This window comes from Leifsonia sp. C5G2, assembly GCF_013359685.1.
Classification (GTDB): domain Bacteria; phylum Actinomycetota; class Actinomycetes; order Actinomycetales; family Microbacteriaceae; genus Leifsonia.
In genome coordinates this window covers 15,709-31,699 of record NZ_JABFMV010000022.1, presented here as the reverse complement: position 1 = coordinate 31,699, position 15,991 = coordinate 15,709, and the positions used below count along the sequence as shown (strand labels likewise).

At 71.2% G+C, this 15,991-nt stretch carries 13 protein-coding genes; 9 read left to right on the top strand and 4 right to left on the bottom strand.

Going from position 1 to position 15,991, the window contains the following annotated elements; all coding sequences use genetic code 11:
• From HNO83_RS19295 to HNO83_RS19285, 3 genes are all read left to right on the top strand, one after another.
• Positions 1-926 (top strand): MetQ/NlpA family ABC transporter substrate-binding protein (locus tag HNO83_RS19295; RefSeq protein ID WP_249776874.1); only part of this gene is annotated, 926 nt, incomplete at its 5' end.
• Positions 926-1,987, top strand: a complete 1,062-nt coding sequence (locus tag HNO83_RS19290) for a methionine ABC transporter ATP-binding protein (protein ID WP_175339156.1) — start codon at positions 926-928, stop codon at positions 1,985-1,987. The genes HNO83_RS19295 and HNO83_RS19290, both read left to right, overlap by 1 nt.
• Entirely contained in the window at positions 1,984-2,643 is a 660-nt protein-coding gene (locus HNO83_RS19285) for a methionine ABC transporter permease (RefSeq protein ID WP_018191426.1), read from the top strand. Before HNO83_RS19290 ends, HNO83_RS19285 begins: the two co-directional genes overlap by 4 nt.
• Positions 2,644-2,713: 70 nt before the next feature.
• Here the strand turns inward: HNO83_RS19285 and HNO83_RS19280 are convergent, their stop codons facing one another.
• Positions 2,714-3,943 (bottom strand): citrate/2-methylcitrate synthase, encoded by a 1,230-nt coding sequence (locus tag HNO83_RS19280; RefSeq protein ID WP_175339155.1) that lies wholly within the window; start codon positions 3,941-3,943, stop codon positions 2,714-2,716.
• A gap of 51 nt (positions 3,944-3,994) precedes the next feature.
• Between HNO83_RS19280 and HNO83_RS19275 the strand changes: the two genes are divergently transcribed.
• Positions 3,995-5,167, top strand: coding sequence for a citrate synthase (locus HNO83_RS19275; RefSeq protein ID WP_175339154.1), 1,173 nt, complete (start codon positions 3,995-3,997; stop codon positions 5,165-5,167).
• A gap of 33 nt (positions 5,168-5,200) precedes the next feature.
• On the opposite strand, the gene HNO83_RS19270 is transcribed toward HNO83_RS19275, so the two are convergent.
• A complete protein-coding gene (locus HNO83_RS19270; protein ID WP_175339153.1) occupies positions 5,201-6,754 on the bottom strand; it encodes a bifunctional phosphatase PAP2/diacylglycerol kinase family protein in 1,554 nt (517 codons plus the stop codon).
• A 158-nt stretch (positions 6,755-6,912) separates the two neighbouring features.
• On the opposite strand from HNO83_RS19270, the gene HNO83_RS19265 reads away from it, so the two are divergent.
• Entirely contained in the window at positions 6,913-7,356 is a 444-nt protein-coding gene (locus tag HNO83_RS19265) for a hypothetical protein (RefSeq protein WP_175339152.1), read from the top strand.
• 62 nt (positions 7,357-7,418) lie between these two features.
• Complete coding sequence (locus tag HNO83_RS19260; protein WP_249776873.1) at positions 7,419-8,774, top strand: MFS transporter; 1,356 nt, start codon at positions 7,419-7,421, stop codon at positions 8,772-8,774.
• A 24-nt stretch (positions 8,775-8,798) separates the two neighbouring features.
• Here HNO83_RS19260 and HNO83_RS19255 read toward each other — a convergent pair whose 3' ends face one another.
• Positions 8,799-11,243 carry an ATP-dependent DNA ligase gene (locus HNO83_RS19255; RefSeq protein WP_175339151.1) on the bottom strand — a complete coding sequence of 815 codons (2,445 nt, stop codon included), beginning with the start codon at positions 11,241-11,243 and terminating at the stop codon, positions 8,799-8,801.
• Positions 11,244-11,311: 68 nt separating this feature from the next.
• Here HNO83_RS19255 and ku point away from each other — a divergent pair, with 68 nt between their 5' ends.
• Complete coding sequence (ku, locus tag HNO83_RS19250) at positions 11,312-12,226, top strand: non-homologous end joining protein Ku (protein WP_175339150.1); 915 nt, start codon at positions 11,312-11,314, stop codon at positions 12,224-12,226.
• On the top strand, positions 12,223-13,215 hold the full coding sequence (locus tag HNO83_RS19245; RefSeq protein ID WP_175339149.1) for a DNA topoisomerase IB: 993 nt from the start codon (positions 12,223-12,225) through the stop codon (positions 13,213-13,215). Before ku ends, HNO83_RS19245 begins: the two co-directional genes overlap by 4 nt.
• A gap of 37 nt (positions 13,216-13,252) precedes the next feature.
• Here HNO83_RS19245 and HNO83_RS19240 read toward each other — a convergent pair whose 3' ends face one another.
• A complete protein-coding gene (locus tag HNO83_RS19240; RefSeq protein WP_175339158.1) occupies positions 13,253-14,671 on the bottom strand; it encodes an MFS transporter in 1,419 nt (472 codons plus the stop codon).
• Between the two features lie 314 nt (positions 14,672-14,985).
• On the opposite strand from HNO83_RS19240, the gene HNO83_RS19235 reads away from it, so the two are divergent.
• Positions 14,986-15,897, top strand: coding sequence for a sigma-70 family RNA polymerase sigma factor (locus tag HNO83_RS19235; RefSeq protein WP_175339148.1), 912 nt, complete (start codon positions 14,986-14,988; stop codon positions 15,895-15,897).
• The last annotated feature ends 94 nt before the right edge of the window (positions 15,898-15,991 follow it).

The following is a 15,991-nucleotide window of genomic DNA, read 5'->3' as shown; positions in this document are numbered from 1 at the left end:
CCCCCGCCCTCCCGGAGAAGCCGAAGCACTCCCGCACGGGCCTGTTCGTCGGCATCGGGATCGCCGTGGTCGCCGTCATCGTGGCGATCGTCCTCGTGGTGGTGAACCTCACCGGCGCGGGCTCCGCCACCGCCAAGAGCGTCACCGTCAAGATCGGCACCACCGAGGCCTCCTCGCCCTACTGGGCCGTGCTGAAGAAGGAGGCGGCGAAGGAGGGCATCGACATCCAGACCGTCAACTTCCGCGACTACACGCAGGCGAACCCGGCGCTCGCCGACGGGCAGCTCGACCTCAACCAGTTCCAGCACCTGCAGTTCCTCGCGAACTACAACGTCCAGGCCAAGCAGAACCTGGTCCCGATCGGAGCGACCCTCGTCGTGCCGCTTCCGCTCTACTCGACCAAGCACAAGACCCTCGCCGACATCCCGGAGGGCGCCAAGATCGCCATCCCGAACGACCCGACCAACCAGGCCCGCGCCCTGCTCGTGCTGCAGGAGGCCAAGCTCCTGAAGCTGAAGAACGGCGGAAGCAGCCTGGCGACGCCGGCGGACATCGACGCCGCCGCCTCCAAGGTCACGGTCATTCCGGTCGATGCCGCACAGACCGCTCCCGCCCTGAGCTCCGCCGACGGCGCGATCATCAACAACAACTACGCGCTCACCGCCGGCATCGACCCGAAGTCGGCCCTCTTCCAGGACGACCCGAAGTCGTCCGCGGCCGAGCCGTACATCAACGCCTTCGTCGCCCGCGAGAAGGACAAGGACAACAAGACCTACCTCAAGATCGCGGAGCTGTACCACACCAAGGCCGTGACGGACGCGGTGCTCGCGGAGTCGAAGAACACCGCCGTCATCGTCGACCGCCCGCAGTCCGACCTGGTCGACATCCTCGACGGGCTCGAGAAGACCATCCGGGCGGCGCAGTAGTGCCCGAGCGCCCAGAACGCCCCGAGAGCACGGGCGCCTCGCCGATCATCGAGTTCCGCGGCGTCACCAAGAGCTTCGGCTCCGGTGCCGCCGCGGTTCCGGCCGTCGACCGGCTGGACCTGACGATCGGCCGCGGCGAGATCTTCGGCATCATCGGCTACTCCGGCGCGGGGAAGAGCACGCTCGTGCGGCTCATCAACGCGCTGGAGCATCCGACGGCGGGCTCCGTGATCGTCGACGGACGCGACCTCACGACGCTGAAGGAGCGCGAGCTGCGCCGGGTGCGCGCCGGCATCGGCATGATCTTCCAGCAGTTCAACCTGTTCCGTTCGCGCACGGTGTTCGGCAACATCGCCTACCCGCTCAAGGTCGCGGGCTGGCCGGCCGACAAGCGCAAGCAGCGGGTGACGGAGCTGCTCGCCTTCGTGGGCCTCACGGACAAGGCGTGGAGCTATCCGGACCAGCTCTCCGGCGGCCAGAAGCAGCGCGTCGGCATCGCGCGGGCGCTCGCGACGAACCCGGACATCCTGCTCGCCGACGAGGCGACGAGCGCGCTCGACCCGGAGACCACGTCCGACGTGCTGGCGCTGCTCGCGCGGGTCAATCGCGAGCTCGGGGTCACCATCGTCGTCATCACGCACGAGATGGAGGTGGTCCGTTCGATCGCCGACCGCGTCGCCGTGCTCGACGCGGGGCGGGTGATCGAGTCCGGGAGCGTGTTCGAGGTGTTCTCGGCGCCGCAGACCCCGACCGCGCAGCGCTTCGTCGGCACGGTGCTCCGCAACCAGCCGGGGGAGGCCGACATCGAGCGCCTCCGCGGCAAGCACGCAGGACGCATCGTCTCGGCGCGCATCCACGACGACGGACGTCTGGGGTCGGTGCTCTCGGACGCGGTCGGCCGGCACAACGTGCGGTTCGAGATCGTCTACGGCGGCATCTCGGCGCTGCAGGGCCGCTCGTTCGGCAGTCTCACGCTCGAGCTCCTCGGCGAGCCGGGGGATGTGGACGCCCTGATCGCCGAACTCCGCACCGTCACCGAGGTCGAGGAGGTGGCCGCATGACCGACTGGTCGACACTCTGGCCGGTGTACCTGGAATCCATCGGCCAGACCCTGTGGATGGTCGTGGCGACCCTCGTGCTCGGCGGCATCCTGGGCCTCGCCCTCGGCGTCCTGCTGTACACGACGCGGCGCGGCGGCCTGCTGGAGAACCGGGCGCTGTTCACCGTGCTCAACGTGGTGGTCAACTTCATCCGGCCGATCCCGTTCATCATCTTCATGACGGCGATCGCGCCGCTCACCCAGCTGGTGCTGGGCACGTTCCTCGGGACGCCCGCGGCGATCTTCCCGATGACGATCGCCGCGACATTCGGGATCTCGCGCATCGTGGAGCAGAACCTGGTCACCATCGAGCCGGGCGTCATCGAGGCGGCGCGAGCGATGGGGTCGAGCCCGTGGCGCATCATCACGACGCTGCTGATCCCGGAGGCGCTCGGCCCCCTGATCCTCGGCTACACGTTCATCTTCGTCGCGATCGTCGACCTCTCGGCGATCGCCGGCAGTATCGGCGGCGGCGGACTCGGCGACTTCGCCATCTCGTACGGCTACCAGCGCTACAACTGGGCCGTGACCTGGATCGCCGTCATCACGATCGTCGTGCTGGTGCAGGCGGCGCAGTTCCTGGGCAACTGGCTGGCGCGGAAGGCGCTGCGGCGCTGACCTGCCGATCCAGGGGACGCGACACGCCGTGTGCGCGCACGCAGAGCGGCGTGTCGCGTCCCATGGATCCTCAGGGGCCGACGTAGCGGCCGACCGGGCGCAGCCGGAGGGGCCGCTCGCGGTACTCGTCGAGGGCGTGCACCATCCAGCCGACCGTGCGCGCGGTGGCGAACAGCACCTCGCCGGCGTCGTCGCGCATCCCCGTCGCGAGCGTCAGGGCGCCGAGCGCGAGGTCGACGTTGGGCAGGGCACCGGTGCGGTCGGCGAGCACGGCCGACACGGCGGCCACGGCGGCGGAGACGCAGGCGTGACGCGGTTCGGCGGCGAGCATCCCGAGCAGGATGCGGGCCCGCGGATCGCCGTCCGGGTACAGCGGCTGCCCGAAGCCGGGGACCGGACCCTGGGTCGTGAGGACGGCGTCCGCGACGGTGCGGGCGGGGTCGTCGCCCTCGACGACGCGGGCCAGAAGCCGGTGAGCGGCGCGGCTGGCGTTGCCGTGCAGAGGCGAATCGAGCGCGCCGAGTCCGGCCACGACGACGCCGTAGGGGGTGGCGCGCGCGGAGGCGGCGGCCCGCGCGGCGAGGGTGGAGACGGCGATGTCGTGGTCGAGCAAAAGGACGAGCGAGGCGTTCAGGAGTGCATGGTCGGCTGGGGAGAGCGGCGCCGGGGAGAGGTGGGAGGCGAGCCGCGCGGCGAGCGGAGGGAGAGCGGCCGTGCCGGCGGCCTCGGAGTCGGGCGCCATCGTCCGCTGCGGCAGCACCTCCACCATCCCGGCCACGATCCGCTCGGCCGCGGTGGCGACGACGGCGGGGTCGAGGGACGTGCGGAGCGGGTCCGATGCGGCGAGGGCGGTGACCGCCACGAGCTGGCGGTCGCGGTCGCCGGCCGAGGCGGGGAGGGCGGAGGCGGCGGTGCGCGCCGCCTCCAGACCGGCGCCCGGGGCGAATCGGATCGGATCGGTCCACTCGCCGGTGAGCGCCCAGTGCGCGACCGTCTCGAACGGCTCGTGCGCCAGGTCCGCCACGGGGCGGGCGCGGTAGGAGAGCTCGCCGTCCTCGATCAGGGCGAACCGCGTTTCGATGACCATGAGGGGCCGGCCCTCTGAGTGCGCCGGGCCGAGCGTCGCCCGGCGCCTCCGCGTGGCGGCGAAGCGCTCCACCTCCAGCGGGTCGAACGTGGAGCCGTCCGCGGTCCGCTCCCGGGTGAGGCGCCCGCGCGCGACATAGGCGTACAGGGTCTCCAGCTTCACGCCGAGCCGCTCGGCGGTCTGTTCGGCGGTCAGGCGGGGAAGGTCATCCATATTGATCCGATCAACGTTGACGGTGGGTTTGATCCAGTTCAGACTAGCGGCATGGACAGGATGGACGACACCCTCATCGACGTTCCGCGCGGCCTCACGAACGTCGTCGCGGCGCGTACCGCGCTCGGGGACGTGCGCGGTCACGAGGGCTTCTACCACTACCGCCAGTACTCGGCGGTGGACCTGGCGCGCGAGCGGACCTTCGAGGAGGCCTGGTACCTGCTGCTCTTCGGCGCGCTGCCGGACGCCGGAGAGCTCGACACGTTCCGCGGGCGGATCCGCGCCGCCCGCGCGGTGCCCGACGCGGTGCGGTCGCTGCTGCCCGCGATCGCCCGGCTGACCGCCGACGGCGACGCCCTGGCCGGGCTGCGCATGGCGCTCGCCGCGGTGGCCGCCGCGGACGGCGTCCGGCCGCTGTACGACGAGGAGCCGGCGCAGCGGCTGGAGGACGCGATCCGTGTCGCCGCCGTCACCCCCGTGCTGCTCGCCGCGCTGCACGCGCTGGCCGCAGGACGGGAGCCCTTGCAGCCGCGCGACGACCTGGGTCACGTCGCGGGCTACCTGTACCTCGTGACCGGTCGCGTCCCGACCGAACGGGAGGAGCGCGCCCTGAGCGCCTACATGACGGCGGCCATCGACCACGGGTTCAACGCGTCCACGTTCACCGCGCGCGTGATCGCCTCGACCGGCGCCGACCTGGCGTCGGCGGTCGGCGGAGCCCTCGGGGCGCTGTCGGGCCCGCTGCACGGCGGTGCGCCCGCCCGGGCGCTCGACACGCTCGACGAGATCGGCACGCCGGACCGGACGGACGAGTGGGTGCGCCACACGCTCTCCGACGGCGGACGGGTGATGGGGTTCGGGCACGCGGTGTACCGGACCGAGGACCCGCGCTCGCGGATGCTGCGCGGGTTCGCCGAGGGCTTCGGCGGCCCGCGCGTGGAGTTCGCGGTGCAGGTGGAGCGCCGGGTCCAGGAGCTGCTGGCCGAGCTCAAGCCCGGCCGGGAGCTGCACACCAACGTGGAGTTCTACGCGGGGGTGGTCATGGAGCTGTGCGGCATCCCGCGCTCGATGTTCACGCCGACCTTCGCGGCCGCCCGGGTGGTGGGCTGGACGGCGCACATCCTGGAGCAGGCCGCCGACGGGAAGATCCTGCGGCCGTCGTCGCGGTACGTCGGACCGGCCGCACCGGAGCCGCTTCCCGCGCGGATGCCCGCCGTTTCCTGACGCCCGCTCGACGCGTCTGCCAACCCGCGCGCGTCACTCGCGCGGCGAGTACACCCGCAGCGCAGAGGGACGCAGCCGGAGTCGCAGCCGCTTCGGAGCGCCGGGTGTCGTTGTGGACGCCTCACCGTCGTGCGCGTATCCGGGGTCGTCCCCGTCGGCCGCGATGGTGATCTCCGTCGCCGTGCGGGCGTCGAGCGCCGGTGGGCCCTGCAGGAACGGCAGGCGGGCGACGAAGGCGTCGGTGCGCCCGCCGAACGCCAGCGCGACTGCTCCCCGGGTGCGCGGACGACCGTCCGCGAACAGGATGCGCACGTCGAGCAGGTGGTCGTCGAGCCTGCGCCGCTCGATCGGCGCGACCGTGACCGGGTAGTAGCGGTCGACGCCGACGAAGACCGACCAGACCCGGCGCGGCTTCCCGTCGATCTCGACCTGCAGCGGACTCCCGCGGCGCACCACCCGCACGGCCGCCAGCAGCGCCGCGATCGGCTTGCCCAACCGCTTCTCGTGCTTCTCGCGCTCCTCGACGAAGGACGGGTAGATGCCCACCGACGCCGTGTTCAGCACCGTGACCGTGCTGCCGTCCGCGAACTCCAACTCGGCCACGTCGACCTCCCGGCCTGTGCCGCTCGCCAGTGCCGCGAGCGTGCTGTCGACCGTGTCGAGCATGGCCGCCTTCGCGAAGTGGTTGAAGGTCCCGCCGGGGAAGACCAGCAGCGGGAGGCCCGCGGCCCTGGCATGGTGCGCGACCGCCGCGACCGTGCCATCGCCGCCCCACGCACCGAGGACGGTGGGCGGCTCCTCCGACCGCAACGCCTGGGCGATCACCTCGCCGATGTCGTCGCCGTCGCCGAGTTCGTGCACGCGCGCCTGCGGCAGGCGGTCGCCCAGCAGCGGCCCGGGCGCCGGGTTGCCGACCCCGCGCCCGGAACCGGGGTTGACGACGATGAAGACGCCCTCGCCCGTCGCAGTCGCCGGCAACTCGATCGTCTGCGCCGTCGGCGCTTCCCTCCGGATCGACCGGCGCACGGCCGGGGCGACGGCCTTGAGCACGATCGCGGTACCGGCGCCGATGGCCGCTCCGCCCGCGACGTCGGACAACCAGTGCGCGCCGGTGTGCAGCCGGGAGTAGCCGACCCCGGCGGCAAGCGGAGCCAGCACGGCCCCGGCAGCCGGCCATTCCAGACCGGCCCCGGTCGCGAAGGCCGCGGCGCTCGCCGTGTGTCCCGACGGGAACGACGGCGACGTGGGCGACCGCTCGAGCCGGCGCGCGATCGGGATGGACGTGAGCGCCGGGCGCTCGCCGCCCACCAGACGCTTGCCCACGAGATTGGCCACCAGACTGGCGAGGCCGAGCGAGGCGAGACCCCGCACCGCCGCCCGGGGGCGGCCGAGCGCCACGAGGACGGCCGCGGCGGCGAACCACAGCTTCCCGTGGTTGGCCGCCCGGGTCAGGGTGCGCCAGAACCCGTCGGAGACGGCGCCCGTCGTCCGCCGGTTGATGCGCGCGGCGACCCGGGCGTCGGCCCGCTTGATGCGCGAGGGGAGCGGGAGGGGGTGTCGCCGGGAACGGCGGCGGGGTGCGGTCATGCCGTCAATCTACGCCGACGCGTCGGCCTGGCCCGGGTCGCGCACGATCTGTGGAGAACCGGTGCGGGCCGCCGGGCTGTGGACGACGTCCGCAGGGCACGGCCTCCGCCTGTGGAGAGCTCCTGCAGACGCTCCCGCCGGGCGGTAGGATCGTCGACGTGAGCACGCACGTCATCTCCCAGCCCAACGAGCAGCAGCACGACGCGACCGCCGACGACGAGCACGGCTCGCTCGTCCGCAGCCTCTCGACCACGCTGCCGACCCCCCTCGGCAACCTCCTCGCCACGCTCGTGGTGCTGGTGTCGCTCGTGGTGGGCATCTGGAGCCTCGTCGCCACGTGGAGCGGCAACGCCGGCTCCTTCCTGCCGTTCTTCCAGGTCTCGGTGGCGGCCACCGTCGTGTCGCTGAACGCGCTCTACGCCCGCCGCACCTTCAGCTACGTCATCACCCTGATCGGCGCCATCCTCTGGCTCTGGGTCTCGGTGACGCCGTTCGCGCCGTTCTTCCAGGTGCTGCTCCAGGCGGTCACTGTGGTGATCATGGTGGCGGGCGTGGTCTTCTCGACCGCCGCGGTCCGGCTCAGCAAGCAGCCTCGCTTCTGAGCGCGGACGGGGCACGCCGACCGGGCGCCGCGCCCGATCCGGCCGCGCCGGCCGAACCGGCGATGCAGCAGGACCCGACCGCGCCCGTCGACCCCGGCGTCCCGGCCGGCGAGACGCTCGCCTCCCGTCGCCACTTCGTCGACCTCTCTCCGCTGCGCGAGTCGCCGGCGTTCGCCCGGCTCTGGCTGGGCGGCGCGATCTCCGGCATCGGCTCGCAGATGACCATCGTCGCTGTCGGCCTGCACATCTTCGACCTGACCCACTCCACGCTCGCGGTGTCGCTCGTCGCGCTGTTCGCCCTCGTGCCGATGATCGTATTCGGGCTGTACGGCGGGGTGCTCGCCGACGCGTTCGACCGGCGGAAGGTCGCGCTGGTCACCGCGATCGTCGCGTGGCTCTCGATCGCGGGGCTCGCGCTGCTCGCCTGGACGCACGTCCCGGTGGTCTGGCCGCTCTACGTGCTCACCACGATCAACGCCGTGGCGGGCGTGATGATCGGCTCCACCCGCCAGGCGATCACGCCGCGGCTGCTGCCAGTCCGCCTGCTGCCCGCCGCGAGCGCGCTCGGCGGCATCAGCATGGGCGTCATGGTGACCGTCGGGCCGGCGCTGGCCGGCCTGCTGGTCGCGACCGTCGGCATCCCGTGGACCTACACCGTGGATGCGGTGCTGTTCACCGCCGCGTTCCTCGGCATCTTCACCCTCCCGTCCATCGTGCCGGAGGGGGAGCGCACGGGAGCGGGCCTCGCGTCGGTGCTGGAGGGCCTGCGCTTCCTGCGCACGGCGCCGAACCTCAGCATGACGTTCGTGCTCGACGTCATCGCGATGACTTTCGGACAGCCGCGCGCGCTCTTCCCGGCGGTCGGCGCGCTGCTCATCGGCGGCGGACCGCTCACCGTTGGCATCCTCACCGCGGCCGGCGCTGTCGGGACGCTCGCGTCGAGTGTGTTCTCGGGCCGGCTCGGCGGCGTGCGCTGGCAGGGCCGTGCCGTGGAGCGCGCGATCGTCGTCTACGGCGCCGCGATCCTCGGGTTCGGGACCGTGCTGGCGGTCGTCGCCGTCACCGGCACGACCGGAGGCGGCTCGTCACTGGCGGAGGCCAATCTGCCGGCACTCCTGGTCGCCACCCTGCTGCTCGCGGCGTCCGGCGCGGCCGACAACGTCAGTTCGATCTTCCGGATGACCATCCTGCAGGCGTCGGCGCCGGACGTGATGCGCGGGAGGCTGCAAGGCGTCTTCACCGTCGTGGTGACCGGCGGGCCGCGCCTCGGCGACCTCTACGTCGGCATCCTGGCGCTGACCGGGGCCCTGTGGTTCCCTCCGCTGCTCGGCGGCCTGCTCATCGTGGTGCTCGTCGCGACGGTCGTGCGCGTCCAGCGCACCTTCCGGCGCTACGACGCCCTCGCGCCCACCCCCTGACCGGGGCCTGACGCGCCGACGCGCTCAGGACTCGCGCACGACCTGGTCGGGGCGCTTGTCCGGGCGCAGGCCCCGCCACGAGGGCTGCCGCAGGCGCCCGGGCCCGGTCCATTCGGCGAACTCCACCTCGCCGACGAACTCCGGCCGCACCCAGTGGGCGCCGCGCGCGTCGGCCGAGGGCACTCCCTCGATCGGGCTCGTCTTCCGCTCGTGCGCGCTCAGCTTCTTCGCGAGGTCGTCGAGCACCCGGTCGGTGAACCCGGTGCCCACCTTGCCGACGTAGCGCAGGGTGTCGCTGTCCGGGATGCCGAGCAGCAGCGCCCCGATCGTGTTCGCGCGGCGGCCGTTGCCGGGCGTCCAGCCGCCGATCACGACCTCCTGGGTCAGGTGGTGCTTGATCTTGATCCAGGAGCGGGAGCGACGCCCGGTGGCGTAGGTGCTGTCGCGCCGCTTCGCCATGACGCCTTCGAGACCGAGCTCTTTACTGGAGGCGACGGCGTGGGCCAGGTCGCCGTCGAAGGCCGGAGGCACCTGCACCGGGTCGTTCTTCGCCGGATGCAGCACCTCGAACAGCAGCTCCCGCCGCCGCTCGTACGGGTCGCGGGTGTGCTTCGTGCCGTCCACCTCGAGCACGTCGAAGACCATGTAGTGGGCCGGGGCGCGCTTCAGGGCGGCCTGCACGTCGCCGGGACGCGTCAGGCCCATCCGCGTCTGCAGCAGCCCGAAGTCGGGCCGGCCCTGGGGGTTGAGCGTGACGATCTCGCCGTCGAGCACGAGGTCGTGGTCGCCGGCGAGGTCGACCAGGCCGGCGAGGTCGGGATAGGTGACGGTCACGTCGTTGCCGTTGCGCGTGGTCAGCCGCAGCCGGCCACCGCGCACTTCGGCGATCGCCCGGATGCCGTCCCACTTCATCTCGAAGGCCCACTCGTCCTCGTCGTGCAGGTCGGCGGCCGAGCCGAGTGTGGCGAGCATGGGGGAGACGGGCGGGTCGGTGATGGGCGGAGCGGGGGAGCGGCGGCGGGAGGCGGCCGCCGTCTTCGCGGGCGTGCCCTTCGCGGGCTCCTCCGCTTCCCCGTGCTCCGCATCCGGCTTCATCAGGTGGATCAGCCAGTTCTTCTCGTCGCCGCCCTGCGCGGTGCGGATGAGCGCGAACCTGCGCGGCACGCCGCCGAGTCCGCCGTCGGGCTGCCCGTGCAGCGTGGCGATCACCTCGTCGTCGCGCCACTTCTCGAGTTCGTAGTCGCCGTGGTCCCAGATGTCGACGTGGCCCGCGCCGTACTCGCCGTGCGGGATGTCGCCGGCGAAGCCGCCGTACTCCAGCGGGTGGTCCTCGGTGTGCACCGCCAGGTGGTTCTGCTTGGTGTCCGTCGGCGTGCCCTTCGGCAGCGCCCAGCTGACCAGCACGCCGTCGTTCTCCAGCCGGAAGTCCCAGTGCAGCCGCCGGGCGTGGTGCTCCTGGATGACGAACGAGCGTCCGTCGCCCGCCTCCGGTCGCTCCGCAGGCACCGGCTCGGGCGTCTTCGCCGCGTCGCGCATCGAGCGGTAGGTGGACAGCCGGTCCGGCTCCGAGGCGTGACCGGCCGAGAGCCCGGCCAGCGGGTCCCCGTCGCGGCTCACCCGCTCCATCACCTCGCGGTAGTCGAGGTGCCGCAGGTCCTTCGCCTCCAGTTCGTCCCAGGTCCGCGGCGCTGCGACGGTCGGCTCGAACCGGCCGCGCAGCGAGTAGGGGGCGATCGTGGTCTTGGAGCCGTTGTTCTGGCTCCAGTCGACGAGCACCTTGCCCGAGCGCAGCGACTTCTTCATGTCGCTGACGACGAGGTCGGGGTGGTCGGACTCCAGCACCCGCGCCAGCTCGTGCGCGACCGCGGACACCTGGTCGCTGGTCTGCGAGCCGTCGAGCGCCGCGTACAAGTGGATGCCCTTGGAGCCGGAGGTGACCGGCATCGGGTCGAGGCCCATGTCGGTCAGGATGGCGCGGGCGAGCCGGGCGACCTCCGCGCAGTCCTGCAGGGTGACGCCCTCGCCGGGGTCGAGGTCGAGCACGAGCCGGTCGGGGTTCTCGCGCTCGCCGTCGCGGTCGACCCGCCACTGCGGCACGTGGATCTCGAGGGACGCGATCTGCGCCAGCCAGATGAGCGTCGCCCGGTCGTTCACCAGCGGGTACGACTTCGCTCCGGAGGAGTGCTGGATGGTCACCTGGCGCACCCAGTCGGGCGTCGACGCCTGGTCGAGGTCCTTCTGGAAGAACACCTGGCCCGGGTCGTCCGGCGTCCCGACGCCGTGCACCCAGCGCTTGCGGGTGGCGATCCGGTCGCGCACGTGCGGGATCATCGCGTCGGCGACAGCGGAGTAGTACCCGAAGATGTCGGCCTTCGTCGTCCCTGTCTCCGGGTACATGACCTTGTCGAGGTTGGTCAGCTTGAGGCGGTGGCCGTCGATGTCGACGACCTCGGTGTCCTTCGCGGCCATAGGCACACCGTACGCCCCGTGCGGCTTCCTCCCTTGAACTTGCGCCGTTCCCCGGACACGATGGGCACATGAGGGCCATTTGGACGGGCGCCATCACCTTCGGGCTCGTGAACGTGCCGGTGAAGGTGTACAGCGCGACCGAGGATCACGACGTACCGCTGCACCAGGTGCACGACGAGGACGGCGGCCGCATCCGCTACCAGCGTCGCTGCGAGATCGACGGGAAGGTGATCCCGTACGAGCACATCGCGAAGGCGTACGACGACGGGGAGCGGACCGTCATCCTGACGCCGGAGGACCTGTCGTCGCTGCCCTCCGAGCGCAGCCGCGAGATCGACGTGGTGGAGTTCGTGCCGAACGACCAGCTCGACCCGCTCATGTTCGACCGCAGTTACTACCTGGAGCCGGACTCCAAGTCGCTGAAGGCCTACGCGCTGCTGCGCAAGACCCTGGAGGACGAGGAGCGCACCGCGATCGTGGAGTTCGCCCTCCGGCAGAAGACGCGTCTCGCCGCCCTCCGTGTGCGCGGCAACGTGCTGGTGCTGCAGACGCTGCTGTGGCACGACGAGATCCGCGAGGCCGACTTCCCGTCGCTCGACCAGACCCCGCGCATCTCCGACCGCGAGTTGCAGCTCTCCAGCGCTCTGATGGAGAGCTTCGCGGGCGACTTCGAGCCGGAGAAGTTCACCGACGAGTACCAGGCGGAGCTGCGCAAGCTGATCGACGCCAAGCTGGAGCAGGGCGAGAGCGTCGACACCGCCGCGACCTTCGGCGAGGAGGAGGAGGGCAAGAAGGGCGGAGGCGAGGTCATCGACCTGATGGAGGCGCTGCAGCGGAGCGTGGAGCGCAGCTGGTCGTCGAAGTCGTCGTCCTCCACCACGTCGTCCTCGTCGGCCAAGAAGTCGCCCGAGAAGAAGCCGGCCGCGAAGTCCACCTCCTCCCGGAAGGCCCCGGCCAAGAAGTCTGCGAAGAAGCCCGCGTGACGCGGCTGAAGCGCAGCAACCCGTCCGGCCCCGGCTACCACCGGCGCATGACCGACAAGGGACCGGTCTACGAGGACGAGGCGGGCAACCGGATCGTCGACGAGCGGGAGCTGGAGCGCATCCGCTCGCTCGTGCTCCCGCCGGCCTGGCAGGACGTCTGGATCTCGCCCGACGCCCGCGGTCACATCCAGGCGGTCGGCACCGATCAGGCCGGGCGCCGCCAGTACCGGTACCACGACTCGTGGCGGCTGCACCAGGACCGGCTGAAGTTCGAGCGGGCCGCCCAGCTCGCCGACACCCTGCCGGCCGCCCGCCGCAAGGTGACCATGGATCTGCGCGAGGAGGGCTTCGGCCGCGACCGCATCCTGGCCGCCGCGTTCCGCATCATCGACCTGGGCAGCGTCCGGATCGGCAGCGAGGAGTACCTGCACGCCAACGGCAGCCGGGGCCTGACGACGCTGCTGTGCCGTCACGCCCGGGTCGACGGCGACGACATCGTGCTGACCTTCCCGGCGAAGTCGGCGCAGAAGTGGACGAGCACGATCACCGACGAGGACCTCGCCGAGCTGCTGCGCCAGATCCAGGCGCTGCGCGGTCAGCGGTCGCGGCTGCTGTCGTGGAAGGACGGAACCTGGCACACGATCCGCCCGGCCTCGCTGAACGAGTACATCCGGCGGCAGACCCGCGGCGAGTTCACCGCGAAGGACTTCCGGACGCTGAAGGGCACGATCGTCGCCGCGGAGGCGCTCGCGGGGCTGGGCGTCGCGGGCTCCGACTCGCAGCGCAAGAAGCGCGTCAGCGCAGCGGTCAACGAGGCCGCCGCCGCCCTGGGCAACACGCCGGCCATCGCCCGCAACAGCTACATCGACCCGCGCATCTTCGACCGCTACCGCAACGGCGAGGTCATCGACACCTCCCGCGTCCCCGAGGCCGCCCTCCTCGACCTCCTCGACCCCGACACCGAGCGCGCCGACGCCAAGAGCTCCTGAGTTCTTACAGCGACACGCCGTCGCGCACTCGAAGAACTCAGGAGCTCTTGGCTTGGGAGGGGGTGGAGGCGGAGAGCGGGGCGGCGATGTCCTCGAGGGACTTGCCTTCGGCGTCGACGCCGAGGAAGAGCTCCACGAGACCGGCGCCGATCATCAGGCCCGCGCCGATGTAGTAGCCGATGACGACCGAGTGGATGCCGCCCTCGATCAGGGTGCCGAACAGGATCGGCCCGATGATGCCGCCGATGCCCGTCCCGACCGCGTAGAAGAACGCGATCGCCATCGCGCGGGTCTCCATCGGGAAGATCTCGCTCACCGTCAGGTAGGCAGCGCTCGCGCCGGCCGAGGCGAAGAAGAAGACGACCATCCAGCAGACCGTCAGCCAGAACGCGTCCAGCGCCCCGGTGTCGAACAGGATGGCGGTGCCCACCAGCAGCACGCCGCTCCCGACGTACGACAGCGTGATCATGAACCGCCGGCCGACCGTGTCGAACAGGTGCCCGAGCAGGAACGGCCCGAGGAAGTTGCCGATCGCGATCGGCACCAGCGCCCACGGCGCGACGTCGTCCGGCACGTGCAGGAGCTTGGTGAGCACGAGCGAGTAGGTGAAGAACACCGCGTTGTACAGGAACGCCTGCCCGATGAACAGCGAGAGCCCCAGCACGAAGCGCTTCGGGTACTGCGTCACGGCGACCCGGACGATCTCGCCGAAGCCCGTGGAGCGGCGCTGGTGGATCTCGATGGCCTTGTCGTCCGGCACGGCGTCGAGCGGACGGTGGGTGTCCTCCTCGACGCCCTGCTCGATCTCGCCCACCAGCTTCTCGGCCTCCTCGTCGCGGCCGTGGATGAACATCCAGCGCGGCGACTCCGGCACGTTCCGGCGCACCAGCAGGATGACGAGCCCTAGGACCGCGCCGAGGCCGAACGCGATGCGCCAGCCGATCTCCGGCGGGAAGATCGCGGTGTTGAGCAGGAACACCGTGAGGATGGCGCCGAAGGCCGTCCCCAGCCAGTACGAGCCGTTGATGGCGAGGTCGACCAGGCCCCGCCGCCGTGCGGGGATGAGCTCGTCGATGGCGGAGTTGATCGCCGCGTACTCGCCGCCGATGCCCGCGCCGGTGAAGAACCGGAACAGGAAGAACATCCACGGCGTGAAGGCGAACGCCGTCAGCACGGTGGCCACCAGGTAGAGCCCGAGCGTGAGGATGAACAGCTTCTTCCGGCCGAACCGGTCGGTCAGGTAGCCGAACACCAGGGAGCCGGTGCACGCACCGGCGACGTAGATCGCCGCCGCGAGGCCGACCTGCGCCGTGGTCAGGCCGAGGCCGCTGTCCGGCTCGGTCAGCCTGCTGCCGATGGCGCCGACGATGGTGACCTCGAGTCCGTCGAGGATCCATACCGTTCCGAGGCCCACCACGACCAGCCAGTGGAACTTCGACCAGGGGAGGCGATCCATCCGTGCGGGGATCGTCGTGCGGATCGTCTTCAGCGACGCCGGACTCTGCTTCGAGGAGATGTGCGAACTCACCAGACGGACTGTAGGAGTCCTGTGCGTCCCCCGGCAGAGCCTTGACAAAGCCCGCCGATTGGGCTTTGGAACGCAGCTAGCGTACGTAAAGCCCAACTGTCAACCCCTTGTTGGGGTACGGGGGGCATTGCTTATCGTTGCTAACGAACCGGAGGCCTCCACAAGGGGCCGAAGGACACCCGAAAGCTGAGAGCAACCGACGATGGCCGCCCGTGTGTACACGGGCTGAATGGGATGACATGATGACGACGCTCGAAGTGACCAACGACCCGGTACGCGACTACCTGAACTCGATCGGCCGCACGCGGCTGCTGACCGCCGACGAGGAGGTCGCGCTGGCCAAGCGGATCGAGGTCGGTGTGCTGGCCGGTGAGCGGCTGGCGATCCGCCCCAACCTGACCCCGCGTGAGAAGCGCGAACTGCAGTACCTCGCCGACGACGGCAAGCGTGCGTTCGAGCGCTTCATCGAGGCGAACCTGCGCCTGGTGGTGAGCATCGCCAAGCGCTACGCCGGCCGCGGCCTCCCCGTCATGGACCTCATCCAGGAGGGCAACCTGGGCCTCGTGCGCGCGGTCGAGAAGTTCGACTACCGCACCGGCAACAAGTTCTCCACGTACGCCACCTGGTGGATCCGCCAGTCCATCCTGCGCGGCATCGCCGACACCGCCCGCCTGATCCGCATCCCGGTGCACACCGTGGAGAAGATCGACAAGCTGGACCGCATCCGCCGTGACCTCGGCGGCGAGCTCGGCCGCACGCCCACGCTGGAGGAGATGGCCGAGGCGTCGAACCTCGCCCCGGCCGAGGTGCACAAGCTGCAGATGAGCGACTCGGAGACGGTCTCGCTGGCCGTGCCGGTCGGCGAGAACGAGGGCGCAGAGCTCGGCGACCTGATCGAGGACGGCGACTTCGCCGGCCCCTCCGAGACCGTGGAGGTGGAGTTCCGCCATCGCGACCTCGAGGAGCGGCTGCGCGAGCTCCCGCCGCGCGACGCGAAGGTCGTGCGGATGCGCTTCGGCCTCGACGGGCAGAAGCCGATGACGCTGGACGAGGTCGGCGAGGTCTACGGCATCACGCGTGAGCGCGTCCGCCAGCTGGAGACCCGGAGCCTGAAGCGCCTGCGCTGCCCGGAGCTGCTCGAGTACCTCCGCTGAGGACGCCACCCACCCAAGCCATCAGCTCCTGAGTTCTTCGACCGAATCGCCGCGATCCGGTCGAAGAACTCAGGAGCTGTTCGCGTTGGAGGGG